The sequence below is a fragment of the Moraxella lacunata genome (assembly GCF_900453205.1).
In the GTDB taxonomy this organism is placed as follows: domain Bacteria; phylum Pseudomonadota; class Gammaproteobacteria; order Pseudomonadales; family Moraxellaceae; genus Moraxella; species Moraxella lacunata_B.
The window spans coordinates 926,132-951,421 of record NZ_UGQU01000001.1 but is presented as its reverse complement, the minus strand read 5'-3'; the positions used below and the strand labels follow the sequence as shown (position 1 = coordinate 951,421).

22 protein-coding genes, 3 tRNA genes and 2 pseudogenes are annotated in these 25,290 nt (G+C 44.7%); 9 read left to right on the top strand and 18 right to left on the bottom strand.

Annotated elements, in window-relative coordinates:
- Positions 1–16: 16 nt before the first annotated feature.
- Complete coding sequence (gene gorA, locus DX073_RS04530) at positions 17–1,378, top strand: glutathione-disulfide reductase (protein WP_115005931.1); 1,362 nt, start codon at positions 17–19, stop codon at positions 1,376–1,378.
- A 385-nt stretch (positions 1,379–1,763) separates the two neighbouring features.
- Here gorA and trxB read toward each other — a convergent pair whose 3' ends face one another.
- Positions 1,764–2,705, bottom strand: coding sequence for a thioredoxin-disulfide reductase (gene trxB / locus DX073_RS04525; protein ID WP_115005929.1), 942 nt, complete (start codon positions 2,703–2,705; stop codon positions 1,764–1,766).
- Between the two features lie 204 nt (positions 2,706–2,909).
- Positions 2,910–3,578 carry a MiaE family protein gene (locus tag DX073_RS04520; protein WP_029102294.1) on the bottom strand — a complete coding sequence of 223 codons (669 nt, stop codon included), beginning with the start codon at positions 3,576–3,578 and terminating at the stop codon, positions 2,910–2,912.
- Between the two features lie 601 nt (positions 3,579–4,179).
- Here DX073_RS04520 and DX073_RS04515 point away from each other — a divergent pair.
- The gene (locus tag DX073_RS04515) at positions 4,180–5,223 is read left to right on the top strand and encodes a porin (RefSeq protein WP_115006394.1); all 1,044 of its coding nucleotides are present in this window, start codon (positions 4,180–4,182) and stop codon (positions 5,221–5,223) included.
- 63 nt (positions 5,224–5,286) lie between these two features.
- Here the strand turns inward: DX073_RS04515 and DX073_RS04510 are convergent, their stop codons facing one another.
- The 7 genes and pseudogenes from DX073_RS04510 to DX073_RS04480 all read right to left on the bottom strand — a co-directional run bounded on the left by DX073_RS04510 (position 5,287) and on the right by DX073_RS04480 (position 13,543).
- Positions 5,287–6,057: a pteridine reductase gene (locus DX073_RS04510; RefSeq protein WP_115005927.1), complete on the bottom strand. Its 771-nt coding sequence runs from the start codon at positions 6,055–6,057 to the stop codon at positions 5,287–5,289.
- Complete coding sequence (locus tag DX073_RS04505; protein WP_115006393.1) at positions 6,054–7,196, bottom strand: tRNA nucleotidyltransferase/poly(A) polymerase-related protein; 1,143 nt, start codon at positions 7,194–7,196, stop codon at positions 6,054–6,056. Before DX073_RS04505 ends, DX073_RS04510 begins: the two co-directional genes overlap by 4 nt.
- 93 nt (positions 7,197–7,289) lie before the next feature.
- The gene (locus DX073_RS04500; RefSeq protein WP_115005925.1) at positions 7,290–9,629 is read right to left on the bottom strand and encodes an NADP-dependent malic enzyme; all 2,340 of its coding nucleotides are present in this window, start codon (positions 9,627–9,629) and stop codon (positions 7,290–7,292) included.
- Between the two features lie 148 nt (positions 9,630–9,777).
- Positions 9,778–11,298 carry a TRAP transporter permease gene (locus DX073_RS04495; protein ID WP_258556869.1) on the bottom strand — a complete coding sequence of 507 codons (1,521 nt, stop codon included), beginning with the start codon at positions 11,296–11,298 and terminating at the stop codon, positions 9,778–9,780.
- A 147-nt stretch (positions 11,299–11,445) separates the two neighbouring features.
- A pseudogene (locus DX073_RS04490) lies at positions 11,446–11,919 on the bottom strand (C4-dicarboxylate ABC transporter permease); the annotation flags it as partial.
- Between the two features lie 13 nt (positions 11,920–11,932).
- Positions 11,933–12,388 (bottom strand): DUF1850 domain-containing protein, encoded by a 456-nt coding sequence (locus DX073_RS04485; protein ID WP_181814365.1) that lies wholly within the window; start codon positions 12,386–12,388, stop codon positions 11,933–11,935.
- 48 nt (positions 12,389–12,436) lie between these two features.
- Positions 12,437–13,543, bottom strand: coding sequence for a TAXI family TRAP transporter solute-binding subunit (locus DX073_RS04480; protein WP_115005920.1), 1,107 nt, complete (start codon positions 13,541–13,543; stop codon positions 12,437–12,439).
- Between the two features lie 194 nt (positions 13,544–13,737).
- On the opposite strand from DX073_RS04480, the pseudogene DX073_RS15025 reads away from it, so the two are divergent.
- Positions 13,738–14,579 (top strand): annotated as a pseudogene (locus DX073_RS15025) (IS1 family transposase).
- Between the two features lie 141 nt (positions 14,580–14,720).
- Here DX073_RS15025 and DX073_RS04465 read toward each other — a convergent pair.
- Positions 14,721–15,464 carry a sulfite exporter TauE/SafE family protein gene (locus tag DX073_RS04465; RefSeq protein ID WP_115005912.1) on the bottom strand — a complete coding sequence of 248 codons (744 nt, stop codon included), beginning with the start codon at positions 15,462–15,464 and terminating at the stop codon, positions 14,721–14,723.
- Positions 15,465–15,868: 404 nt separating this feature from the next.
- Here DX073_RS04465 and DX073_RS04460 point away from each other — a divergent pair, with 404 nt between their 5' ends.
- From DX073_RS04460 to DX073_RS04450, 3 genes are all read left to right on the top strand, one after another.
- Positions 15,869–17,056 (top strand): Bug family tripartite tricarboxylate transporter substrate binding protein, encoded by a 1,188-nt coding sequence (locus tag DX073_RS04460; RefSeq protein ID WP_115005910.1) that lies wholly within the window; start codon positions 15,869–15,871, stop codon positions 17,054–17,056.
- 63 nt (positions 17,057–17,119) lie between these two features.
- Positions 17,120–17,572 (top strand): tripartite tricarboxylate transporter TctB family protein, encoded by a 453-nt coding sequence (locus DX073_RS04455; protein ID WP_115005908.1) that lies wholly within the window; start codon positions 17,120–17,122, stop codon positions 17,570–17,572.
- Positions 17,573–17,575: 3 nt separating this feature from the next.
- On the top strand, positions 17,576–19,078 hold the full coding sequence (locus DX073_RS04450) for a tripartite tricarboxylate transporter permease (RefSeq protein ID WP_115005906.1): 1,503 nt from the start codon (positions 17,576–17,578) through the stop codon (positions 19,076–19,078).
- Positions 19,079–19,145: 67 nt separating this feature from the next.
- Here DX073_RS04450 and DX073_RS04445 read toward each other — a convergent pair whose 3' ends face one another.
- The 7 genes from DX073_RS04445 to DX073_RS04415 form a co-directional block, all read right to left on the bottom strand.
- The gene (locus DX073_RS04445) at positions 19,146–19,496 is read right to left on the bottom strand and encodes a hypothetical protein (protein ID WP_115005903.1); all 351 of its coding nucleotides are present in this window, start codon (positions 19,494–19,496) and stop codon (positions 19,146–19,148) included.
- Positions 19,497–19,567: 71 nt separating this feature from the next.
- Positions 19,568–20,536: a Hint domain-containing protein gene (locus DX073_RS04440; protein WP_115005901.1), complete on the bottom strand. Its 969-nt coding sequence runs from the start codon at positions 20,534–20,536 to the stop codon at positions 19,568–19,570.
- A gap of 12 nt (positions 20,537–20,548) precedes the next feature.
- Positions 20,549–21,112: an rRNA maturation RNase YbeY gene (gene ybeY, locus DX073_RS04435; protein WP_115005899.1), complete on the bottom strand. Its 564-nt coding sequence runs from the start codon at positions 21,110–21,112 to the stop codon at positions 20,549–20,551.
- Positions 21,105–22,184, bottom strand: a complete 1,080-nt coding sequence (locus DX073_RS04430; RefSeq protein WP_115005897.1) for a PhoH family protein — start codon at positions 22,182–22,184, stop codon at positions 21,105–21,107. Before DX073_RS04430 ends, ybeY begins: the two co-directional genes overlap by 8 nt.
- Positions 22,185–22,356: 172 nt before the next feature.
- Positions 22,357–22,432 (bottom strand) — tRNA-Asn (locus DX073_RS04425).
- Between the two features lies 1 nt (position 22,433).
- Positions 22,434–22,509 (bottom strand) — tRNA-Lys (locus DX073_RS04420).
- Positions 22,510–22,544: 35 nt separating this feature from the next.
- Positions 22,545–22,620 (bottom strand) — tRNA-Lys (locus DX073_RS04415).
- A 180-nt stretch (positions 22,621–22,800) separates the two neighbouring features.
- On the opposite strand from DX073_RS04415, the gene dut reads away from it, so the two are divergent.
- Genes dut through argB form a run of 3 tightly spaced genes read left to right on the top strand, consistent with a single transcriptional unit; the run spans position 22,801 to position 24,709 of the window.
- Entirely contained in the window at positions 22,801–23,265 is a 465-nt protein-coding gene (gene dut, locus DX073_RS04410) for a dUTP diphosphatase (RefSeq protein WP_115006391.1), read from the top strand.
- A 3-nt stretch (positions 23,266–23,268) separates the two neighbouring features.
- A complete protein-coding gene (locus tag DX073_RS04405) occupies positions 23,269–23,802 on the top strand; it encodes a GNAT family N-acetyltransferase (RefSeq protein ID WP_115005895.1) in 534 nt (177 codons plus the stop codon).
- A gap of 13 nt (positions 23,803–23,815) precedes the next feature.
- Positions 23,816–24,709: an acetylglutamate kinase gene (gene argB, locus DX073_RS04400; protein WP_115005894.1), complete on the top strand. Its 894-nt coding sequence runs from the start codon at positions 23,816–23,818 to the stop codon at positions 24,707–24,709.
- A 177-nt stretch (positions 24,710–24,886) separates the two neighbouring features.
- Here argB and DX073_RS04395 read toward each other — a convergent pair whose 3' ends face one another.
- Positions 24,887–25,258: a hypothetical protein gene (locus tag DX073_RS04395; protein ID WP_029103344.1), complete on the bottom strand. Its 372-nt coding sequence runs from the start codon at positions 25,256–25,258 to the stop codon at positions 24,887–24,889.
- Positions 25,259–25,290: the final 32 nt, after the last annotated feature.

The window sequence follows — 25,290 nt, the reverse complement described above, 5'->3', positions numbered from 1 at the left end:
AATCAAGGTAAAACCCATGACCAGACATTTTGATTATATTACCATCGGTGGCGGTAGTGGCGGTATTGCCAGTGCCAACCGTGCTGCCATGTATGGCAAAAAAGTTGCCGTGATTGAAGCAAAGCACGTTGGTGGAACGTGCGTCAACGTAGGCTGTGTACCCAAAAAAGTGCTGTGGTATGGAGCGAACATGGCAACCGCCATTCACAACTATGCCCTTGATTATGGTTTTGAGCTTGATGTCAAAAACTTTGATTTTGCCAAACTTGTCGAAAATCGCACCGCCTACATCAATCGCATCCATCAATCTTACAAAAACACTTTTGAAAAAAACGGCGTAACGCTCATCAACGGTTTTGCCAAATTTTTGGATAAAAATTCGGTAGAAGTCAGCTATGAAAATGGCGAGACCGAGACCATTACCGCTGACCATATTTTGATTGCCACAGGCGGTCGCCCACACCGTCCCAACATACAGGGGGCAGAATACGGCATTGATTCGGACGGCTTTTTTGATTTGACCGAACTTCCAAAATCGGTGGCGATTGTGGGCGGTGGCTACATTGGCGTTGAGATTGCAGGCGTGATGAATGCCTTGGGTGTGGATACGCATTTGTGCGTGCGTGGCGGTATTTTAAAGAGTTTTGATAAAGATATTGTAGAAGTCTTGACTGATGTCATGGTTAAAGACGGCGTTACGTTCCACACGGGCGTAAACCCTGTTAAAATTGAAAAAAATGACGGCTTGACTGTGTATTTTGACAATGGCGAAACCCTAAATGTGGACTGCCTGATTTGGGCGACAGGGCGTGTGCCAGCCACTGATGTGATTGATTTACACAAAACAGGCGTGGCAACCAACGACAAAGGGCAAATCATCGTGGATAAATTCCAAAACACCACGGTGGACGGCATTTATGCGGTGGGCGACATCATCGAAAATGGCATTGAGCTAACCCCTGTGGCGGTGGCAAGCGGTCGCAGACTCTCCGAACGCCTGTTTAACAATAAGCCCGATGAACACCTAGATTATAGCAATGTCGCCACGGTGGTGTTTAGTCATCCGCCCATTGGTACGGTCGGCATGAGCGAAAAAGATGCCATTGATGAGTTCGGAGCGGAAGCAGTCAAGGTCTATAAATCGAACTTTACGCCCATGTACTCTGCCATTACCGCTCATCGTGAGCCGTGTCGCATGAAATTGGTGTGCGTGGGCGATGATGAAAAAGTGGTCGGCCTGCATGGCGTGGGGTTTGGCGTGGATGAGATGATTCAAGGCTTTGCTGTCGCCATAAAAATGGGAGCAACCAAGCGTGATTTTGATAATACCGTTGCCATTCATCCGACAGGGTCTGAAGAGTTTGTTACGATGAGATAAATGATTGTTTTGTAGACAAAAATGGTATTTTTAAAATTTGGATATGTAGGGGTAAATCACATTCGCCCTGATAAAGCACATTCAATGTAGGTTTTTAACCACAAAAAGACAAATTGCCTAGGCGGTTTGTCTTTTTGTTGTTGGAGTTAAAGTCGCCATTGAAAGGCATATACACCCAAGAAACTTTAAAATTACTACAAATATAATGATGTGTGGACGTAGGGGCGTGCTGAGCACGCCTTGTATGGTAATATCATCAAAGGGTGTGCAGAGCCAACCCCTACAAACCCGTGGTAAATATCAAGTTGGTTGGGTGTAAAAAGCCCATTTAAAAAACAATACTAAATGGGCTTTTGTCTAAATCAGCAGTTTATCTTAGATAAAATCACATCGCATCCAAATATTTCTCCGCATCCAACGCCGCCATACACCCCGTTCCTGCCGATGTAATGGCTTGGCGGTAGATGTGGTCTGCCACGTCCCCACAAGCAAATACGCCGTCAATGTTGGTGGCGGTGGCGTTGCCGTCCAGTCCGCTTTTTACCACGATATAGCCGTCTTTCATGGTAAGCTGACCGTCAAAAATGGCGGTGTTTGGCTTATGCCCGATAGCGACAAACATACCCATGGCATCGATTTGTTTGGTTGTGCCGTCTGTGTTTTGGATAATCACGCCTGTTACGCCCATGTCATCGCCCACGACTTCTTTGACACTGCTGTTCCATTCAATCGTGATGTTGCCGTTTTTGACTTTTTCAAACAGTTGGTCTTGCATGATTTTCTCGGCTCTAAGGTTATCACGGCGGTGGATTAGGGTAACATGGCTTGCGATGTTGGATAGATACAAGGCTTCTTCGACGGCGGTGTTACCCCCACCGATGACGACTACTTTTTGGTTTTTATAAAAAAAGCCGTCGCAGGTGGCACACGCTGACACCCCACGCCCCATAAATGCCGTCTCACTGTCAAGACCCAGATATTGGGCGGTTGCTCCTGTGGCGATGATAAGAGCATCACAGGTATAAGTGCCGTTGTCGCCTGTTAGGGTAAAGGGGCGGTTTTGTAGGTCGGCGGTGTGGATATGGTCGTAGATAAGTTCGGTGCCAAAACGTTCGGCGTGCTCTTTCATGTTATCCATGAGTTCACCCCCCGTTAAGCCTTCTTTTCCGCCTGTCCAGTTGTCAATCTCGGTGGTGGTGGTGAGCTGTCCGCCCACTTGCAGCCCTGTGATGATGACGGGGTTTAGGTTGGCTCGGGCGGCGTACACCCCTGCTGAGTAGCCTGCTGGTCCTGAACCTAGAATGATGAGTTTGTGATGAGTGGTCATGATATTTCCAAAGGTAAAAAGGTAAGATGATAAGATGAATGCTTTTAACTGTAAGCCATCAGTCACTTAAAGTTAAAGCCAAGGCAAAAAACCAAAGAATAAAGCCATAATATGCGTCTGCCTGCCCAAATTGCAAGCACCATGCACGCTAAAATTTAAAATCCGATGATTGATAAAAACGATGATGGCTTGCTTGGATGAATTTTAAACAAAATCAGGCACGCCACTATGAAAGCGTAACTCCCCATCAGGGCTGTCTATCAGCTCCGCTTCCACCGCCCGAAAAAACGCCACTCGCTCATCTATCGGCTCATCAGATACCGACTGGGCAAGGGCAAGATAGTCTTCATAATGACGGCTTTCGGATTTGAGTAAGTATTTATAATACTTTGATAACTTTTCATCATCGATGACGTCCGCCAGTGCCGAAAACCGCTCACACGAACGAGCCTCAATGAACGCCCCGATAATCAGCACGTCTATCATGCCCGCAGGCTCCCACGTGCGTTTGTGCTTTAATAACCCCTTGGCATATCGCCCCGCAGGCAGGTGCGACCATGCGATGCCACGCTCTTTCATGAGTTCTAGCACTTGCTCATAGTGGAGCATCTCTTCACGCACCAGCTGGGCAAGTTTTTCTTGCAAATCCCTGTGAAACTCATAACGAAAAATCAAATTCATCGCCGTCCCTGCTGCTTTTTTCTCGCAGTTGGCGTGGTCTTGCATGAGTAGAGGGAGATTATCTTTGGCGACAGCAAGCCATTTATCGCTGGTTTTTGCCCCCAAAAATGCATGAATATGACTGATGTCAGTTTTGGCTTTGGCACGGCTAGCGATGACGTGCAAGTCATCTTCGGGCAGTATGTCGGTCATGATGATTCCAATATCGGTTATGCTAAAATGATGGCGTATTTTAGCATGATTTTGATGTCTGGCATAAACTAAAATAAATCAAATTTCTCAAAGTACGTGTTTACAAACTGATGATTTTTCAAGCAAAAACATCACAAAATACCAATTGACATTTATAGGATTTTATAAAATTCATCCTAAGTTAAGTGCGTACGATGTCAAAGAGTATTATCTAATTAAAAAATATTCTCAATGTTTACAAATTTTTTGGAAATCAGTAACATTATAAATCATTGATAAATATATAATTTTTAAAATTTATCTAAAAAAATGTGAATTTTTGTGATAAAAGGTGTTGCAAAATATGTCAAAATTGGTATTCTATACATACGGTATGGGATTTATCCTGTTTTGTTCTATTTGTTACACTTGATGTATGATTTAATGATGTTTTATTAAAGATTGCAAAGATTGTCATGAATATGTCACGAAACTATGATGAAATACCCATATTGGAAATAACTTAAAAAAGCCGTGATAAGCTGTTAAGCGATTGATGGTTTATCACACTGGGTGCAAGCGTACAGCAGCCCCATCACTAAAAATGTCAGTGGAGAAACCCATGAAAAAACTACTTTTAGCGTCAGCCGTTGCTGCTCTATCTATCACAGCTGCTCAAGCTGCCCCACAAGTTTACGGTAAAGCGTTTTTAACTCTTGATGTGCAAGATGGCAATGATAATAGCCGTTCTAAAGATTCGCGTACCCAACTAAACTCTAATGCATCACGTATCGGTTTTAAAGGTTCAGAAGCTCTAACAGCGAACACTGACCTTGTTTATCAATTGGAATATCGTATTGAAATTGATGCTAATGATAACAATGGTAACAACCGTAATTTTGAGTCTCGTGACACCTATCTAGGTCTAGCCAACAAGCAGTACGGTACTTTGGTAGCTGGTCGTCTTACTGCTATCGATGGTCAAGTGGATTATGTTACTGTTGCTCAAGGTGGTGTGATTGGTGGTAACGGTGTTTTGACAGCGTTTGATGCTGAGCGTGCTAATAACGCATTTGCTTACTTCTCACCTGAACGCAATGGTTTACAATTCATGGGTATGTATGTACTTGATGAAGATAAAACGCAACTAAGTTCGGTATTAGTAGGTTCTGATAGTTCTGCTGTAAATAGAACTGCAAATGACTCTTTGGGTCGTGATGCTTTTGGTGTTGGTGCAAAGTATGAGCCAGAGAATGCTCCATATCGTGCAGGTGTTACTTACATTCAAGCTGGTGATTTGAAGTTTACCCGTGTAAGCGGTGCTTATGACTTGAATCCTGCCACTACAGTTGGTGCATTATATCAGCATAGTGACTTGGATACCAATGACAACGAAAATGCTTTTGCATTGAGTGCTGAACACAAATTGGTTCAAACTCCATGGACTGCCTATGGTCAGCTAGATTTTGTTGATAATGCAGGTGGTAACAAAGATGCAGAGATTTTCCGTACTGTGGTTGGTGGCAAGTATGCCTTTAACCAAGCAACTACTGGTCATCTATATGGGGCATACCAACGTTCTGAAGGTGTTAACCTAAGCAATGCTGCTACTGGCAACAAAGCAAATGCTTACGGTGTCGGTGCAGGTATTGAATACAAATTCTAATTTGTATCACACTTGCAAAAACCCGCCTGATGGTGGGTTTTTGCTGTTTTAGGTTTTTTATTTTTATCCACCTCTTAACGTCAAACTTCGTCCACCGTCCACCGCCAAAATCTGCCCTGTGATATAAGGAGCATTCGCCAAAAATAGCACCGCTTGGGCGACATCATTAGGCGTGCCGATTTTTTGTAAGGGGACGGAACTCACAAGTTCGTCTTTGGTGGTGTCATTCAATTCATTATTTTTGTTATCTTCTGGAAAAATGTTCACACCGGGGGAGACGCCATTGACCCGCACGCTCGGGGCAAGCTCCAATGCCAAGGACTGCACCATGCCCAGATGTGCCGATTTTGCCATGTTATAAATGGGATAACCAATAAAGGGTTTATCTCGTGCGTGAATGTCGAGCAGACTAATGATTGCCCCATGATTTGTGATAAGCTCATCTTTAAAAGCATGACTTAAAAATAATGGAGCTTTGGCATTGGTCAAAAACAAATCGTCCCAGTCCGTTTGCCATTTATCAAAATCATCATTGACATCACTTGGATAAAAACTTGACGCATTATGCACCAAAACATCAATCCGCCCAAATAAAGCTATGGCGTGATTTTTAAAATCTGTCAATTTATTTTTATCATTAACAATACTCAAATCCGCCTTGATGATTTTGGCACTATTATCACAAATGGCATTTAATTCATCTGCCAAATATTGAGCGTCTGTTTGGCTATGATGATAATGGATAATGACGTTAAAGCCATGACTGTGAAAGGCTTGGACGATTGCCTTGCCAATGCGTTTTGCTCCGCCTGTGATTAGGGCGACTTTTTTCATGGAAGTTCCTTTTTTAAAAATTCGCTTAATTTTAATAAACGTAACCGTGTCAGCTCATCGCCAATTTGTTTGCCTTTTAATGATTTATCAATATTGTTAATCGTTACCGATTGATAAAGGCTAATGGCGTGATGAAAAAATTCACGATTGATTGTTTTATTATTTACTATTTCTACCGCATCAATCAAATCAAATAATATCGTTTTGTCTTTTTGAGCTTTGGTATTTTCTATTAACATTAATAATTTATCGGCAGAAATGTCTTGATAATGAGTTAAGTCATTAAAATGCGTGATGAATAATTGGGCAAATTGTGTGATGGCTTTGGGCGTTAATAACCGCTCGCACAGTTTTGATAAATCCGCTTTATTATCCAAAAATCCATAGGTTAATATGGCAAATTTGATATGCAATGGCTTATCGTGGGCGGTTTTTAGTTTGTCAAAAGTGGTTTGGCGAATGGTGTTATTTTGCCAAATGGTGTTTAACTCGGGTAGAATCTCTTTTAAAATACCCAAGTCAAACAACAACTCAAAAAACGCAAACGCACACGTCTCATCAAAAGCCTTCACACATTCTGTCCAAATCCGCTCACGGCTAAGGTGCAAAAGCTCCCCCCGACTGGCGATGCTTTGCATAAGATAAGCGGTGTCAGGGGCGACCGTAAAGCCCAGCTCATAAAAGCGTGCATAAAAGCGAGCCACTCGCAACACACGAAGCGGGTCTTCGCTAAATGCAGGCGATACATGGCGTAAGAGCTTGTTTTTTAAGTCATTTTGTCCGCCATAAAAATCCACCACTTGCCCCGTGCGTGGTGTGTCGTCAAACAGTCCGATGACTTCTATGGCAAGGGCGTTTATCGTCAGGTCTCGGCGTGCCAAGTCGTCTTGTAAGCTAACCCCGTCCGTCTGTACAGCAAAGCCTTGATAGCCTTTGCCATTTTTGCGTTCGGTGCGGGCAAGGGCGTACTCATTATGGGTGTGCGGGTGCAAAAACACAGGAAAATCCGCCCCCACTTGGGTAAAGCCTTGGGCGAGCAGGTCGGCAGGGCTTGCTCCGACCACCATAAAATCTTTGTCTTTGATAGGACGACCCAAGAGCGTATCACGCACCGCCCCACCGACCAAATATACTTGCATGGTAAATTTTTTCCGATAAATTTGGGTCATTGTAGCGTAAATTCACCAATAAAAAAAGCACCCTAATGAGTGCTTTTTTGGGGTTTGGTGGGCTTATTTTGCCATGTCCTGAGCGTCTGATACCGATAGGGCGGTCATGTTGACGATACGGCGAGCGGTCGCAGAAGGTGTCAAGATATGCACCGGCTTGTCCGCACCGAGCAGGATAGGCCCTAGGGCAGCCGAGCCTGTGGCGGTTTTTAGCAGGTTAAAGGCGATGTTGGCACTGTCAAGTGTTGGCATGATAAGTAGGTTTGCCGAACCTGTTAGCGTGCTAAATGGATAGCTGTGCTGACGCATACGCTCATCTAGGGCGATGTCGCCATGCATTTCGCCATCAAACTCAAAGTCCACGTTCATCTCGGTCAAGATGTCATGCACTTGACGCATTTTGAGAGCGGAAGCACGGTCAGATGCCCCAAAGTTAGAATGTGACAGTAGGGCGACTTTTGGTGTGATGCCAAAACGACGTACTGCTGCCGCTGCCAAAATGGTCATCTCGGCAAGCTCTTCGGCGGTTGGGTCTTCGTTGATGTAGGTATCAGCGATGAACAGGTTGCGGTTTTGCATGAGTACAGCACTCATGGCGTAGAAGTTGGATACGCCATCTTTTTTGCCGATGACTTGATTTAGGTATTTTAAATGCAAGTGATAAAAACCAAACGTACCACAAATCAAGCCGTCCGCGTCGCCAAGTTCGACCATGAGTGAGCCGATGAGTGTGGTTTTACGGCGAACATCACGGCGAGCCAGCTCTAAGCTGACGCCATTACGCTGATTGGTCGTGTAGTGATGTTCGGCATATCTGTCGTAGTGGGGGTTGTTGTTGGGATTGATGATGGTGATGTTTTGACCATCGACCAAACGCAGACCGAGATTGTCGATTTCTTGGTTGATAATCTCGGGGCGACCGATAAGGATAGGCTGGGCGATTTTCTCGTCCACCACCACTTGCACCGCACGCAACACGTTGATGTCTTCACCTTCGGCATAGACAATGCGTTTGGGGTTGGCTTTTGCCTTGTTGAAGATGGGCTTCATGGCAAGGGCGGTGTTATAGACGAACTCGGACAGTTTTTGGCGATAAGCATCAAAATCGGTAATCGGCAAGGTTGCCACGCCTGTGTCCATCGCAGCCTTGGCAACAGCAGGGGCGATTTCTAGGATTAGGTTTGGCTCCAAAGGACCGGGGATAAGGTACTCACGCCCAAAGCTCTTGCCAGTTTCGTCCTTTTGACTATCTACTGATGGCGTGGCTTCGGTGTGAGCCATCGCTGCGATGGCGTGTACGCAGGCAAGTTTCATCTCTTCATTGACAACTGTTGCCCCAACGTCCAATGCCCCACGGAAAATATAAGGGAAGCATAGGGCGTTGTTGACTTGGTTGGGGTAGTCTGAGCGACCCGTTGCCATAATCACATCTGAACGCACCGCATGGGCAAGCTCGGGCATAATCTCAGGGGTTGGGTTGGCAAGAGCAAAGATAATCGGGTCTTTTGCCATGCTACGCACCATGTCTTGTGTAACCACACCTGGCCCTGATAGACCTAAGAATACGTCCGCCCCATTCATGACTTCGGCAAGGGTGGTCTTGTCGGTATCACGAGCAAAGCGGGCTTTGGATTCGTCTAGGTTTTCACGGCTTGTCGTGATAACGCCTTTTGAGTCAAGCACATAGATATTTTCTTTACGCACGCCCAATGCCACCGCTAGGTCAAGACAAGAGATGGCGGCAGCCCCTGCCCCTGAGCAGACAAGCGTAATCTCGCCGATGTTTTTGCCGTTAAGTTGCAAGGCGTTTAGCAGAGCGGCGGCTGAGATAATGGCGGTGCCGTGTTGGTCGTCATGGAACACAGGAATGTTCATGCGTTCACGCAACTCACGTTCGATTTTAAAGCACTCAGGTGCTTTGATGTCTTCTAGGTTAATGCCACCAAAGGTCGGCTCTAGGCTTGCCACTGTCTCGATGAATTTGTCGGGGTCGGTCTCATTAATCTCAATGTCAAACACATCAATACCAGCGAACTTCTTAAACAGTACGCCTTTACCTTCCATCACAGGCTTGGATGCTAACGCACCGATGTTACCAAGCCCAAGCACCGCCGTACCGTTGGTAATCACGCCAACAAGGTTGGAGCGGGCGGTGTATTTGGCGGCAAGTTTGGGGTCTTTTTCGATTTCAAGACAAGGCACCGCCACACCAGGAGAGTAGGCAAGGGCTAGGTCGCGTTGGTTGGCGATTTGTTTGGTGGGGGTGACAGAGATTTTACCAGGGCGAGGGTGTTCGTGGTAATGTAGGGCGTTTTGTTCAAATTGTAAACGCTGGGCGTCCGCTTCGGATAAAAAAGCGGTGTCGTCGGTTTTGTCCTGTGCAGGAACATCTTGATGAGCCATAATGCTTTTCCAAGTTGTTGAGAATAAAAACTATGAATAAAAATCGCTTTATTTTAACATGATTTTGGGGGTCATGCTAGGATTTGTTTATGGGTGTTTTTGCGTATTTTTTGGTTTGAAAAAACACCGCCCAAAGGCGATGTATGGATTAAGACAGCGCAGTTTGTTTTTTTGCCATTTTAACATTCAATAGTAGCATGGCAATGACCACCCCAAGACCAATAATGTCCGTCATGGTCTCAGGCACGATAAGGCAAAATGCCCCAACGGCAGTAACAACTCTTGCCCATATCGGTAGCGTGGTTTTAAAGTAGCCTTCGACGGACGCTGATAGAGCAAGCACGCCAATGATGGATGTGGTGGCAACAGTAGCAATAACGTGCCATGCTGGCATGGCAAACTCTTTGGCGGTAACTGCCATGTCGGTAACGTCAATCATCATCATGTTGGGGTTATAGACAAACATAAATGGCACGATAAAGCCAGCCAATGCCAGTTTGAGTGACTGCCAGCCTGTTTTCATGGGGTCACCCCCAGAAATACCCGCTCCTGCAAAGGCAGCCAATGCCACAGGTGGTGTGATGTTGGCAAAAATCCCAAAATAAAACACAAACATATGAGCCACCAAAATCGGCACATCAAACGTTGCCAAAGCAGGGGCTGCCATGGTTGCGGTGATGATATAAGCAGGAATGGACGGCAAGCCCATGCCAAGCACCATAGATGCAAGCATGGTAAGAAGTAATGTCAAGAACAGCGAGCCTGCCCCAAGCGTTACGATGGATGATGTCATGACCGTGCCAAAGCTCGTTAGGTTCACCACACCGATGACCACGCCCACGACCGCACACGCTGCCATGACCGACAGCGACTGTTTGGCACCGTCTTCAAACGCTCCCAAAATATCCTTAAAGCCCATGCGAGTCTCGGGGCGTAGCCAGCTAATCACGATGGTTGCCCCAATGGTATAGGCAGCAGCATAGCCAATCGGCACGTTTTTGGCAAGTAGCACCACCAAAAACACGATGGGCAACAGCATATGTCCACGAGCTTTTAGAACTTCTTTGGCACGGGGCAAATCCGCCTTGGGGATGCCACGCAAGTTAAGCTTACCTGCTCTAAAATGCACCTGTGCAATCACGCCCAAGTAGTACAGCAAGGCAGGCAGTACCGCCGATAGGGCGATGGTGCTGTATTTGACCCCTGTGGTTTCTGCCATGATAAAGGCGGCCGCTCCCATAATGGGTGGTAGGATTTGTCCACCGACAGACGCACTGGCTTCCACCGCTCCTGAGAACTCTTTGCTGTACCCCACACGCTTCATAAGCGGAATGGTAAACGCCCCTGTGCCAACCACGTTAGCAACAGCAGCTCCATTAATAGAACCCATAAAGCCACTAGAAATCACCGCTACCTTGGCAGGGCCGCCTTGTTTATGACCTGCCAACGCCAACGCCAAATCGTTGAACAATTGCCCCATACCAGAGCGAGCCAAAAACGAGCCAAATAAGATAAACAAGAAAATAAAGGTAACAGACGCACCGATGGCGGTCGAGTATAGCCCTTCGGTTTTTAGGTATAATTGCCCAAAAATATCGCCAAAATCATAAGGGCGTGTCAAAAGACGGTCGGGCATAAAATCCATGTGGCTGATAAATGGATACGCCAAAAAAACGGTATTGTTAAATAAAGATAGATTTTAAGGTTTTCCGTTCGGACTGAGCTTGTCGAAGTCTAGGAAAACCGTTATGGTTCGACAAGCTCACCACGAACGGCTTTCTAGAAAAGTATACTCAATTAACAATACCAAAAAAACTAAGGCAAAAATTGGTAAAATCCACCCTGTAATCCGCCTTGCCATTTCCATAACCACCACCACCGTGATGATGGCAAAAACGATGTCCATTTGGTTGGGGATACCACCCCGTACGGTAACGATGTCTTGGTATTGCCATATCAGATAGCCAGCACTAGACAAAGCAAGGGTTGCCCAAATCCAATCATACCAAACGACCTTTTGACGGCTTGATTTTTTGGCAGGGGGATAAATTAAAAAAATAAGAGCTGCCCCCACCGCCACATGGATAGAGCGTTGCACAATCTCAGGCAAGGGGTTAAAGGTAATGTATAAATGAAACACCGAGTACAAAATGGCAATGCCGGCAATTACATAACGCACCCAGCTGTCTTTGGGACTGCGAGTTACTGACTCTCGGTCAAATTTTTCCAAAATCTCTTGGGCTTTGCTGTCCGATACGCCTGTATCGTCAGGAATGGTTGTATTTGTCATGTTATTCTCTTTGTTATTTTAAACATGAAGGGGTGTGATAAAACTGCCAAAAACTCAGCCGTTTTGGACTGATGTGGATTTGGCTATATTCGGGGACGATTTTATAAAGCGATAATGTGTGAGCATCGCTCAAAATCTCGCCTTGCATGTTGGTTGAGACTATCCAGTTGATTTGAGGTGTGGACTGATTGATAAGTTGTCCCACATAGCCTTCGGGAGCGCTGATGGTCTTGCCTGTACTAGGCACGCCCGCTCCAAACGTCTGGGTATAAGTCTTAGTCAAAATCAGCACGTCTTTATCTAACTCATACACTTCTTGCCAATACTGCTTTTCTACCGAATGTCGCCATTTTAAAATAAAGCCATCAGGCAGACGACAACGGGCAAGCGCATGATGATGGGTATCGGTAGTTATGATAACCGTATGTTTGGCAGGGATAAATACCCCCATTAGACAAAGGACAACCATAGCCATGCTGATGATGACTATGGTTTTTGGGTGCTTGATGACGATGACTTACTTCTTCTCTTCGGTAGTCGCTTCGGTAGTTTCGGTAGTCGCTTCGCCCTCTGTGGCTTGGGCGGTGTCGCCAGAGGCAGGCTCGCTTGTTGCTGCCGTTGCACCTACTTCATCATAGTAGCGTTTTGCCCCTGCATGTAACGGTGCAACCAAGCCTGTTTGAGCCTTGGCAATGTCAATGTCTTTGGCGGCTTGGTGGGCGTTTTGTAGGGCAGGCAAGTTTTCAAAGAGTGATTTGGTTAAAAGATAAACGTCATTTTCGCTCAAATCGCTACGCACCACAAGGGCGTTCAAAATCGCTGCCGTTGGTACGTCTTCGGTGTTGCTGTATGTGCCTTTGGGGATACTCATAGGCACAAAGTAAGTTTTGGTTTTGGCAATCTCGGCAAGTTTGTCAGCAGGGACGGCAACCATTTGTAATTTAAAGCCTTGTTCTAGCTCCATAAGTGATGAGTTAGGCAGACCACTGGTCAAAAATGCCGCGTCTAACTTGCCTGATTTTAGACCGTCAGCCGCTTCGGCATAGCCTAAATAATCCACTTTGACATCGTTATAAGTGATACCAAAGCCTTCAAGCAAAGCACGAGTGGCGACTTCTACGCCTGAACCTTGGGCTCCGACTGCGATACGTTTGCCACGCAAATCTTCAATGCTTTTAATGCCCGAGGCTTGCGAGGCGACAATTTGCACATAGTTGGGGTATAGGCTGGCAATTTGTGAAACGCTGGTCAGTGGGGCTTTGAAATTGCCTGTACCGCTTACCGCTTCGTTCAGAGCGTCGCTCATGACAAATGCCATTTCTAGTTTTTTCTGGTCAAGTAGGTTTAGGTTCTCAACTGATGCCCCTGTGGTTTGGGTTTTGGCATTGGCACCAAACTGACTGGCATAGCCTTCGGCAAGTGAGGTACCGATGATGTTATAAGGGCCTGACGCACCGCCTGTGCCGATGGTTACAAATTTGGTTTCTAGTTTGTCGCTTGCGGTATTGCTGGTGGTTTGGCTGCTGTCAGTTTTTTGTTCGGCAGATTTGTCGCCACCACAAGCGGTGAGCAGGGTTGCTGCACCGATGATACAGGCTAGGGCAAGTTTGTTGAATGCTTTCATGAATGACTCCTAAAAATAATGGGGGCTTATTGTCAGTATTTAGATACAATTTAACAAGATAATACAGACAAAATAAGATGTCAATAAAAAAATTATGTTTTTTGAAATCATGGAGTATTTAATTTACCGGTATTGTTAAAAACAAATACATAAGTTAAAATAGCTCAATACTTTACCATATAGAGTAAAAACCAATGAACGAAACATTTGATAGTTGTCCTAAATGTAAGCACAAACACTTTGTCAAAGCAGGTTTTAACAATGGCAGACAACGCTATAAGTGCAAAGGTTGCAATCATTACTTTTCGGTACATAAACCAACGCATCATAAAAGCGAAGAAACCAAGCAAATGGCAATCAATATGTATCTAGAAGGTTTGGGCTTTCGCTCAATTGGTCGCATATTAGGTATTAGTTATGGCACAGTCTATCAATGGGTTAAAAAACTTGGTGAACAACATCAAATTAAACAAGATAGCAATCAAGCGATAGATATCGTTGAGCTTGATGAGATTCATAGCTACACCAAGCATAAAAAAACGCTTGCTGGACTTGGGTTGCCATTGACAGAACAACAAAACAAATCTTAGGTTTTGTTTGTGGCAGACGAGACACCAACACCTTTAAACAGCTTTACAATCAATTGAATATCCATAACAGGTATTGTTAAATAAAGATAGATTTTAAGGTTTTCCGTTCGGACTGAGCTTGTCGAAGTCTAGGAAAACCGTTATGGTTCGACAAGCTCACCACGAACGGCTTTCTAGAAAAGTATACTCAATTAACAATACCCCATAACATTCAACTGTTTTGTAGTGACTACTGGAAATCTTACCTTGAAGTCATTCCAAAATCAAAACATATGACAAGCAAAGCTCAAACTTTTACCATAGAGGGCTATAATAGTCTCATTAGGCATTTCACAGCAAGATTTAGAAGAAAATCAAAATGTTATTCTAAATCCGAGAAAATGATAGAAAACACTTTGAACTTACTGTTTGCTAAGTGGAATGGAACTTTGAATTATGTATTTTAGTTTAACAATGCCAATTTACCAAAAGCACAAAAACACCACCCAAAGGCGACATTTGATTTGGAGTGATTTGTTTGGGTTTTGTGGATGGTTTTATGTGTAAGCTGTGGTTTTAGGTGGTAATGGCATGATGACTTGATTTTATTAAAACACCGCATTCACCCACCCAAATTTGACCGCATTGTCATAAATGATTTTTAGGGCGATGACGGTCAAAATATAGGGTAGGGCGGTTTTTAGCCAAGTCATTGGGATTTTGTGGCGAAGTTTGACCCCAGCCCATGAGCCTAGCGAGGCAGAGATTGCCATCAGTACAATGACCTGCCAATATGCCAAAAATTGAAACCCCAATATGACATAAATAGCCAACTTAAATACATGAACAATTGTCATCATAAGCGAGCCTGTAGTTACAATGACATCGTTATCCTCATATTTTTTCATGAGTAGTGGCATATGAAGTGGACCAGGAGCTCCGACAAATAAGCCTATGCCTGTTTGTAAAAAACCAATTAAATAAAAGTTTTCAAAACTTTTTAATAAGCGATTAATGGTTTTTGACCATTGGGTGAGTAAAATATAAATCGCAATAAATAACGGAATAAGTTCTAAATGGATAAATCGCACCACCGTACCAAATACCACCACACCTATCACCGCCCCAACCGCAAAAGGACGGACATGGGTAAAATCCATTTGATGACGACCAAACCAAATGCGACTGACATTACTAGCAAGTTGTGCTGAGCCATGCACGGGAATGATGGCACTGGCAGTAAGAAACATCGGCATGAGCCCCAGTAAAATCGTGCCACCGCCGAGCCCCGTAATGCCAGCAAGAGCAGATGTAAAAAAGTTGATAATCCCTAAAATAAACTCATTGGACATGGCAATATCATCATCATAAACGTGGTATTAATGTAGCAATATTTTATATAAAATACAATCATGTATTTTATATATCGCACCATTTTTTTATAAAATATGTAATGATATACTTTATATGTATAACAAGTCATCAACTGTATATATAAAGTATATTATTACATATTATGAATTAATGATGGTTTGCTGATTAAAAAGCCATTATTTTTTTATAAAATTTATATATTTTTTTGTTGCAAAATGTTTTTTATTTTTATATGATAAGTGAAGTTTTGTGATAAGCCGTTTAGATTAATGATAAATTATCACAAAATGAATATTGGACTTATCCCAATAAAGCCACTAAGTTTAGGTATGAAGGGTGTGGTTTTATTGGGTTTTTATACCTTAAAATATCGGAGTGGTATATGAAAGCTTTTAAATACGGAGCGATTGCCCTATCTATCTTGGCACTGACTGCATGCGGTGGCGATAAACAACAGGCTCAATCAGGCACAACAGGCGGTGATACAAGCGTAGCAGGCGAAGCCCCAAAACGCCCTGAATGTATCGCCCCTGCCAAACCAGGTGGCGGTTTTGACCTAACTTGTAAACTTGCTCAGTCAGGCTTACAAGACTTAGGTCTGCTTGATAAGCCCATGCGTGTTACCTACATGCCCGGTGGTGTGGGTGCGGTGGCATACAACAAAATCGTTGCCAACGACCGTAAAAATGGCGATGCGATTGTGGCGTTCTCCACAGGCTCTATCCTAAACCTATCACAAGGCAAATTTGGTCAATTCACCGAAAAAGATGTGAAATGGCTTGCGGCGGTGGGTACAGATTATGGCATGGTGGCGGTAAATGCCAACTCACCTTATAAAACCTTGGGCGACCTAGTCGATGCCCTTAAAAAAGACCCCAAATCTGTCTCCTTTGGGGCAGGTGGTAGTGTGGGTGGTCAAGACTGGATGCAAACAGCTCTACTTGCCAAAGCGGCTGGCATTGACCCAAATACTATGGGCTATGTGGCGATGGAAGGTGGCGGTGAGGCAGTAACGGCGGTACTGGGTAACCACATTCAAGTGGTGTCAGCAGGTATTGCTGAGGTCATGCCTCATGTGAAAGCAGGCAAATTGCGTGTGCTTGCGGTGTTTTCTGCCGAGCGTTTGGAGGGCGAGGGCTTTAAAGACATTCCTACCGCCAAAGAGCAGGGTTTTGACATTGAGTGGCCTGTGATTCGTGGTTACTACATGGCACCAGAGGCCTCTGATGCGTCCTATAACTGGTGGAAAGGTCAATTTGACAAAATGCTAGCCGACCCCAAATTTGCTGAACTTCGTACCAACCGTGAACTTCTGCCATTTGCCATGACAGGCGATGAATTAACCAAGTATGTCTATGAGCAAACCGAGGAGTTGCGTGCCTTGTCAGCCGAATTTAACTTGGTTGAGGGTGGTGCAGCCGCTCCAAAAGCCGAAGCTCCTGCCGAAGCATCCAAACCAGCTGAGGCAACAACTGAGGCAACCGCCGAAGTAAAGCCCGAGGAGACAAAAGCTGAGGATAAGCCAGCAGAGGAAAAACCTGCTGATGCACCTGCCGAAGAGAAAAAATAATCATCACCTCATGATGACAAAACCAATCCTATTTTGGGATTGGTTTTTTAAAAAGGAAATTCTATGGTAGATCGTATATTTTCAGGGCTTATGCTTGTGGTGTCGCTCATTTTGCTTGTCATGGCATGGGGTTATACCGCACCCATTTCTTATGACCCCATCGGTCCTCGTCCTTATCCTGTCATGCTGTTGGTTTTGTTGGCAGTACTAAGTGCGGTGATTGCGTTTCGTCCTGCCAAACTTGCCGAAAAAATCGAGTTGGGTCTCAATAAGCCCATCATCAAAAACCTAGCGTTCTGTACCATTGCCATGACTTTGTATGCTGTGCTGTTTGAGGTGCTTGGCTACATCGTGGCGACCACGCTCATGGCATGGGCGGTGGGTGTGTTGTTTGATGGTAAATGGCACAAGGCACTCATCGCCTCGCTTGTGATGGCGGTAGGTACTTATTATTTGTTTAATGGTCCGCTAGAAGTGAGCCTGCCTGCGGGTATTTTGAAACCAATTTTGGGGTAAATCATGGATACTTTAAATTTTTTAATGCAAGGCTTTGCCGTTGCGACCACACCCCAAAACCTCATCATCGCTTTGGTTGGGGCGTTCATTGGTACGATTGTGGGTATGCTCCCTGGTCTTGGCCCGATTAACGGCGTGGCGATTTTGCTACCGATTGCTTATGCGATGGGTCTGCCACCTGAGAGTGCGTTGATTTTGCTTGCAGCTGTTTACTTAGGCTGTGAGTATGGCGGTCGTATCTCGGCGATTTTACTAAATGTGCCGGGGGACGCGGCGGCGATTATGTCTACGCTGGACGGTTATCCGCTTGCCAAACAAGGTAAGGCAGGGATTGCGTTGTCGCTTTCTGCCCTAAGTTCGTTCATCGGTTCGATGATTGCCATCACAGGGGTGGTGTTGTTTGCACCGCTTTTGGCAAACTGGGCGATTAGCTTTGGTCCTGCTGAGTATTTTGCCCTGATGGTCTTTGCCTTGACCTGCCTTAGTGGCTTGGTGGGCGATGCTCCCCTAAAAACAGGCATTGCGGCGGTCATTGGTTTGCTGCTTGCCACTGTTGGTGTTGATGCGGTAACGGGTGTGTACCGTTTTACCTTTGGTTCGGTCAATTTGTCTGATGGCATTGCCTTTACCACCATCGTCATCGGCTTTTTTAGCGTGAGTGAAATTCTCATCATGCTAGAAAAGACCAGCGTGGGTCAAAAAGCCCTAGAACAAGGCAAGCGTGGCATGGTAAACTTCAAAGAGTTCATGTCAGCAGTAGGTGCGATTGTGCGTAGTGGCTTGACGGGCTTTGTGGTGGGTGTGCTACCGGGGGCGGGTGCGACCATCGCCTCAGCGATGACCTACTCAAACGAGCGTAAGATTGCAGGCGAGAGTGGTAAGTTTGGCGATGGCGACCTACGAGGTATCGCAGCTCCTGAGGCTGCCAACAACGCCTCTGCTTGTGGTTCATTCATTCCCATGCTGACACTCGGTGTACCGGGTTCGGGCACGACTGCCGTGATGATGGGTGCTTTGACCTTGTACAACATCACGCCCGGCCCTCAGCTTTTTGCCGAGCAACCTGACATCGTGTGGGGTTTGATTGCGTCTTTGTTCATTGGCAACATCATTTTGCTGGCGTTAAACTTGCCACTCGTGAAATTCTTTGCCAAGCTACTAGACATTCCAAATTACATCCTCATCCCAGCCATTGCAGCGGTGAGCTTTGTGGGTGTGTACTCAATCCACAGCACCACTTTTGACCTCATGTTGATGATTGGGCTTGGTATTTTTGGGTATTTTTTGCGTAAGCTCAACTTCCCACTATCTGCCCTGATTTTGGGTTATGTGCTTGGACACTTGATGGAATCTAACCTACGCCGTGCGTTGTCGATTTCACAAGGCGATTTGGGTATCCTATGGCAAAGTGGCATTTCCATGACTTTGTGGGTGCTTGCGATTATCATGGTGATTTTGCCGATTTATCGTGTGATTAAAGGTAAAAAAGTGAAAAAGATTCACTAATTGCTTTATTGCCATAAAAATCCGTCCAATAGGGCGGATTTTTTTTGTTTATTCATAAAAGTGGTAACTAGATAGAGGCTTTGTATTGGCTAAATTTACCAATCCAACCATCATCGGTATATAATTCACCACATAAACCATCTGAAATTTCGGCAAGATTTTTATCATCGCTTAAAATTAAACAATTGTCAGAATTTTCAAATATAAAAAGCAGATTATGCAATGTCTTATCAACCAAATAAGTAGATAATTCTTTTAGTAACAAAATTTCATCTGGCGATAATTGTGAAATTCTTTGATGAAATAAAGTATCTTGTTCTGATTTTATTTGTCCATCAATGAGTTTTTCTAAGTCAGATAAAACAGGGTCTCTCACATTGCAAATGAGATTTTTGCCAAATTCCGATAATGTATTCATGATTTGTCCAAATAATATGGATAAAGTTTTGATTTTGTAAGCCAATGTCAAAATGGTGCATAATACGCACCTTACGATTTATCATGAACCCATATTCCAGTATCTCCAACAAAATAAGTATGATTTCTATCAACTTCAAGATTATAGACAAAATCCTCATAAGGGTTTGGTGCAGGCATATCAAAACTTATCATGGCTTCATGTAAGCTCATCTCTGTTAAACCTGTTGCATCTCCATAGGTTTCAATATTTTTTAATGCTTTTCTATATCGTTCTTCATTTCCGATACTATTTTCTTTTACAATTTTACCCTCAAATATCAATGGCTTATTCATTGCTTCAATGAATTTTTGAGCAGTATGCGTATTTGCGTTTATATCCTGACCCAGCCTTACATTTAGGGTTTTGTATAGTTCTTTATCCACTAGAAAATTGGCTTTGGGCGTCAACCGTAACTTCGCATCTAAAGTTTTGCGATTTAAGGTTTTAATTTCTTCATCAAAGGCTTCTTCATTATCGGCTAAACTGATAAATTGGTAACCATTTGAATCAAATTTTACAAACTCAATAAGTCCACCACCATTTTCCCAAAAATCTGGGTCTTCAACAAACTGCACATATGCACAGCCTTCAGGATAATTTGGTAATGTACGGACGGGCATAAATGGCACATTATCTAGCCCAAAAGTTTCACCTGATAAATTAACTAAGAATGTCCCAGACAAGTCCTCTGCGGCTTCCCACTTTCCTGTTTTTCCACTAGGATCATAGGCAGACCAAAATGGGTGAAGTGCGTTACAGAAAATATATTCCATGCCATCATTAGTTGGATATTCGACCTTATAAATTCTTTCTTTCTGCTGAGATTTAAAGGTACTTAATACTGGTTTATATTGTAAATCACCTTGTGGATTAAACTCATCTCGTGATAACACCATATCTCCGACTTTAATGTCTTGAATAGGCACTAAACCTTTATCCGTATGAACAAGTGTACCCGCTACAAAACCAGCATTGTGTTTCGTTTCTGCTTTGGTCATATTGCAATTCCCCTAATATTCATCATCTTGATAAGGATTGCCAACCCCAAGCCCTTTTAAAATCTCAATCTCAAAGCTCTCCATTTCATCTTGCTCGGCTTGCCCGATTTCATGGTCAAAGCCCAGTAGGTGCAAAATGCCATGTACAAGGAGATGCGTTAAGTGATTTTCCACCGTTTTGCCTTGCTCGTCTGCCTCACGCACCACGACATCATGGCAAATCACAAGCTCGCCTAGTGGTATATTATTCATCATCACACAGACATCGCTCGGTATGTCGCTTGGGTAGGATAAAATATTGGTGGCGTAGTCTTTGCCCCGAGCGTCAAGGTTCAGCTCACGCCCCTCAGCCGTGCCACAGACATAAATATCCAGCGACTTAGGCAGGGCTATCCAGTCCTCGCCTGTGAAATTTTCCTCAAAGATAAAATACGGCAAAAACAGCCCGCCTTTGATTTTATCATTCATGATGGCAAGGGCGTGATTGAGCGTGGCGGTCAGTTTGTCCTCTTGGTAAATGGGCAGGCTTTCAAGCTCTGCCACCTCATCAGCAAAGCTGATGGTCACTTCATTCATTGTCATTCTCCTTACTGTCCTTGATGTTGTTTAAAAAGGCAAGGGCGTTTAGAGTGCGGTCAAGCTCTTTTTGTTCTCGTTGTTTTTTACGGATTTCGGCTCGCTCACTCTCGATTTTGCTTTCCACCGCATCATAAGCATCATAAGCATCAATGATTTTTTGCACCAGATGATGACGCACCACATCTTTACTGTTAAAGCGAGTGATGTGAATGTCCTCAATATTTGCCAAAATCTGCAACGCCACCGCAAGTCCTGACTTATGACCACGAGGCAAATCCACCTGCGAGGTATCGCCTGTGATGACCGCACGACTTCCAAAGCCCAAGCGTGTCAAAAACATTTTCATCTGCTCAGGCGTGGTGTTTTGGGCTTCGTCCAGTATCACAAATGAGTTATTGAGTGTACGCCCACGCATATAGGCAAGCGGAGCAATTTCAATGACTTGGCGTTCGATGAGTTTACCCACCTTTTCAAAGCCGAGCATTTCATAAAGGGCATCATATAGGGGGCGTAAATAGGGGTCAATTTTTTGGGTCAAATCCCCCGGCAAAAACCCAAGTTTCTCGCCAGCCTCCACCGCAGGACGCACCAAGAGTATCCGCTCTATCTCGCCCCGCTCTAACATATCGACCGCCACCGCCACCGCCAGATAAGTTTTGCCCGTCCCCGCAGGCCCTACACCAAATGAGATGTCGGACAACAAAATGTTGCGAATGTATTCGGCTTGGTTGTGTCCTTTGGGGCTGATTTTGCCTTTGCGAGTGGATAGGGTGATGGGGGTGTGGGTACTGTTCGGTTCACGCTTGGCACGGCTTGATTGGATAAGCAGGTGTAGCTCTTCGCCCGTGATGTTGTCTTTTTCTTTGGCAAGTTCAGCGAGGGTGGTTAGGACAAGCTCGCCTCGCTCAACCATCTCCAAATCGCCTGTTAAAATAAAATCATTACCACGAGCGATGATGGCAATATCAAGGCGTTCTTGGAGATATTTTAAATGGGTGTTGTACTCGCCCAAAAGGGTGCGAAGCTCAAAGGTGGTCAGGTCAAAATGTAGGGTGCGTGTGATGCTCAAATGGGTTTCCTTATTAAGTTTGGGATAAATGTGATGGGTGGATACCAATGTATTTATTAAATGACCTCATCAAAAGCCATCTTGGATTTTTTGAGATTATATGCTTGCTAATTATCAAAAATCAACCACAAAAATAAAAAGCCTTTTCAACTAAGAAAAGGCTTTTTAAATATGGCTCCCCAACCTGGGCTCGAACCAGGGACACACGGATTAACAGTCCGATGCTCTACCGACTGAGCTATTGGGGAATGGTGGGTCGTGCAGGATTCGAACCTGCGACCAATTGATTAAAAGTCAACTGCTCTACCAACTGAGCTAACGACCCGCTAAGCACACGGCTTATTCGGTCATCTAGGATAATGGTGGGTCGTGCAGGATTCGAACCTGCGACCAATTGATTAAAAGTCAACTGCTCTACCAACTGAGCTAACGACCCTTATCACTAAACGTGGTGCGTATTATACAGGGAAATTTTGATACGTCAAGCGTTTTTTATGAAATTTTTAAAAATTTAGCAAAATAAAAGGCTTTTGGGGCTTTGGCATTGCTTTTTTGGGGGCAGTTGCTTAAAATTAGCCAATCATTGATGAAATTGATTTATTTAAAAGGCAATCTTATGCAATCCGTCCAAGTCAAACTTCTAAACCCAAAAATCGGCTCTGACCCTGCCTTTCCCCTACCCACTCGTGCCACAGACGGCTCGGCAGGCATAGACCTAAGGGCGTGCATTGATGAACCCGTGGTTATCAAAGCTGGCGAGACCAAACTCATCGGTACAGGGCTTGCGATATATATCAAAGACCCCAATTTTGCAGGGATTATCTTACCACGCTCAGGGCTAGGACATAAGCATGGCATTGTGCTTGGTAATCTAGTGGGTTTGATTGACGCTGATTATCAAGGCGAGCTTATGGTATCGGTGTGGAACCGAAGTGATACCGACTTTACCCTAAATCCTGCTGAACGCATGGCTCAATATATGGTGGTGCCTGTGGTGCGTCCAAGCTTTGAGATTGTGAGTGAGTTTAGCGATGACAGCGAGCGTGGGGCAGGTGGGTTTGGTAGCTCTGGGGTGAAATAAGCAATGACGCAGCTGACGTTTAAGAAGCCAAGCATCGCCGATCAAGCAAGCATCTTAAGCTTTCGCCAAGCATTCAATGCCAAATGCCCTGCCATGCACGGCTCAAATGAGCTAAACGCCTTTATTGACGGCGGCTTTGTCGGTTGGCTAAATTATATCAACGCTCCATCTGGCACCAATTGGTTTGACTATGAAAAAGTGGCGGACAGCACTTATATTGCATTACAAGACGATGCCGTAGTGGGCATCATGCATTTGCGCCACCATCTAAACAACATTCTGGTGCAGCGTGGCGGACACATCGGATATAGCGTACACCCAGATTTTCAAGGACAAGGTATCGCCACAAAGATGCTGGCGTTTGCCATTGATGTCTTACGCCAGCTTGATGTCGCTGACATCTTGGTTACCTGTGAAACTGGTAACATCGCCTCAAAAAAGGTGATTTTAAAACAAGGCGGCGTCTTAGAGAATGTCTTAACCATACACACCCCCAACAGAACTTACGACATAGAGCGTTACTGGATCCGACCTTAAACAAGGAAAAAATATGCAACACAAATCCCTAACATTAGACGAAGCCAAACATACAAGCGAGGTCATCACCACCGCCTTGCCCTACATTCAGCGTTATAAAGACAAACTTATCGTGGTTAAATATGGCGGTAATGCCATGACTAACCCTGTGCTAGAAAGCTCCTTTGCCCGTGATATTGTCCTTTTAAAAACCGTTGGCATTCATCCTGTGGTGGTGCATGGAGGGGGTCCGCAGGTGGATAATCTCATGAATGAGCTTGGGCGTGAGTCCGACCGCATAGACGGCATGAGAGTTACTGATAAAGACACGATGAACGTGGTGGAAATGGTGCTGGGCGGTAGCGTGAACAAGTCTATCGTCAACCTTATCAACAAGCACGGCGGACAGGCGATTGGCTTGACAGGCAAAGATGCCAACCTAATACGTGCAACCAAACTTGCCATGACCGACAAAGACGGCAGCCCCATTGATTTGGGCTTTGTGGGCGAAGTGGCGAGCGTCAACACCGATGTCATCAATATGCTCATTCACAGCGATTTTATCCCCGTCATTGCTCCGCTTGGCGTGGACGAAATGGGCGAGACTTATAACATCAATGCCGACCTAGTGGCGAGCCGTGTGGCAGAGTTTTTAAATGCCGAACGCCTGCTGTTACTCACCAACATCAAAGGTGTGCTGGATAAAGAAGGCAATGTCCTAACCTCGCTTACCCCCACCGATGTCGATAATCTCATCGCTGACGGCACAATCAGCGGGGGCATGATACCCAAAATCGCAGGGGCATTGGATGCGGTCAAGGCAGGGCTTAGAAGTGCGACCATTGTGGACGGGCGAGTGCCACACGCTTGTTTGCTTGAAATCTTTACCGATGAGGGTGTGGGTACGCAGATTTTAAGGGAAGTTTGAGTTTAAATCAGGCAAATTTGCATTTGGCGTAGGGTGGGAAAAAACCTTCCATCTAAAATGTAAGTCATTCAATTTATTGGATTTTACAATTAAAATCCAACTTGTACAACAAACTTGCCAATGACAATCATAATACAAAAAGGTGGGCTTAGCCCACCCTACACCACTGTTATCTACCTAAGGAAATTCTTCGCTAGGATAAGGCATATAAATCTGATAACCGTATTTTGCTGTAATCAAACAGCCATTATCCAGCCATTCAACTTTTAAATTTTGATAATCTGAAAAGTTTTCATCAACCACCATCATCACACCTCTCGGCAAAACCTTACCATTAGCAAAAGGCGTTAAGAAAAACCGATGGTAATCATGGCTAGATAACCAAGCGTTATAGTTGGTGCCATTGGTCGCTACTGACAGCACCAAAGTATCAGATGGATTTTTCCATTGGTATAAGGTGTCAGATGAGCGGTTACTCAGGATGATAAAAACAATCCCTGCTAAAAACCCAGCCACAAAGACAAAACACTTCGTAAGATTTGTTTTCACTGTCAAGCCTTTCTAAATAACCATTAGAGTAA

Coding starts and splice junctions, on each gene's coding strand:
- gorA (WP_115005931.1), top strand. CDS start 17: ATGACCAGACATTTTGATTATATTACCATCGGTGGCGGTAGTGGCGGT.
- trxB (WP_115005929.1), bottom strand. CDS start 2,705: ATGACCACTCATCACAAACTCATCATTCTAGGTTCAGGACCAGCAGGC.
- DX073_RS04520 (WP_029102294.1), bottom strand. CDS start 3,578: ATGACCGACATACTGCCCGAAGATGACTTGCACGTCATCGCTAGCCGT.
- DX073_RS04515 (WP_115006394.1), top strand. CDS start 4,180: ATGAAAAAACTACTTTTAGCGTCAGCCGTTGCTGCTCTATCTATCACA.
- DX073_RS04510 (WP_115005927.1), bottom strand. CDS start 6,057: ATGAAAAAAGTCGCCCTAATCACAGGCGGAGCAAAACGCATTGGCAAG.
- DX073_RS04505 (WP_115006393.1), bottom strand. CDS start 7,196: ATGCAAGTATATTTGGTCGGTGGGGCGGTGCGTGATACGCTCTTGGGT.
- DX073_RS04500 (WP_115005925.1), bottom strand. CDS start 9,629: ATGGCTCATCAAGATGTTCCTGCACAGGACAAAACCGACGACACCGCT.
- DX073_RS04485 (WP_181814365.1), bottom strand. CDS start 12,388: ATGGTTGTCCTTTGTCTAATGGGGGTATTTATCCCTGCCAAACATACG.
- DX073_RS04480 (WP_115005920.1), bottom strand. CDS start 13,543: ATGAAAGCATTCAACAAACTTGCCCTAGCCTGTATCATCGGTGCAGCA.
- DX073_RS04465 (WP_115005912.1), bottom strand. CDS start 15,464: ATGTCCAATGAGTTTATTTTAGGGATTATCAACTTTTTTACATCTGCT.
- DX073_RS04460 (WP_115005910.1), top strand. CDS start 15,869: ATGAAAGCTTTTAAATACGGAGCGATTGCCCTATCTATCTTGGCACTG.
- DX073_RS04455 (WP_115005908.1), top strand. CDS start 17,120: ATGGTAGATCGTATATTTTCAGGGCTTATGCTTGTGGTGTCGCTCATT.
- DX073_RS04450 (WP_115005906.1), top strand. CDS start 17,576: ATGGATACTTTAAATTTTTTAATGCAAGGCTTTGCCGTTGCGACCACA.
- DX073_RS04445 (WP_115005903.1), bottom strand. CDS start 19,496: ATGAATACATTATCGGAATTTGGCAAAAATCTCATTTGCAATGTGAGA.
- DX073_RS04440 (WP_115005901.1), bottom strand. CDS start 20,536: ATGACCAAAGCAGAAACGAAACACAATGCTGGTTTTGTAGCGGGTACA.
- ybeY (WP_115005899.1), bottom strand. CDS start 21,112: ATGAATGAAGTGACCATCAGCTTTGCTGATGAGGTGGCAGAGCTTGAA.
- dut (WP_115006391.1), top strand. CDS start 22,801: ATGCAATCCGTCCAAGTCAAACTTCTAAACCCAAAAATCGGCTCTGAC.
- DX073_RS04405 (WP_115005895.1), top strand. CDS start 23,269: ATGACGCAGCTGACGTTTAAGAAGCCAAGCATCGCCGATCAAGCAAGC.
- argB (WP_115005894.1), top strand. CDS start 23,816: ATGCAACACAAATCCCTAACATTAGACGAAGCCAAACATACAAGCGAG.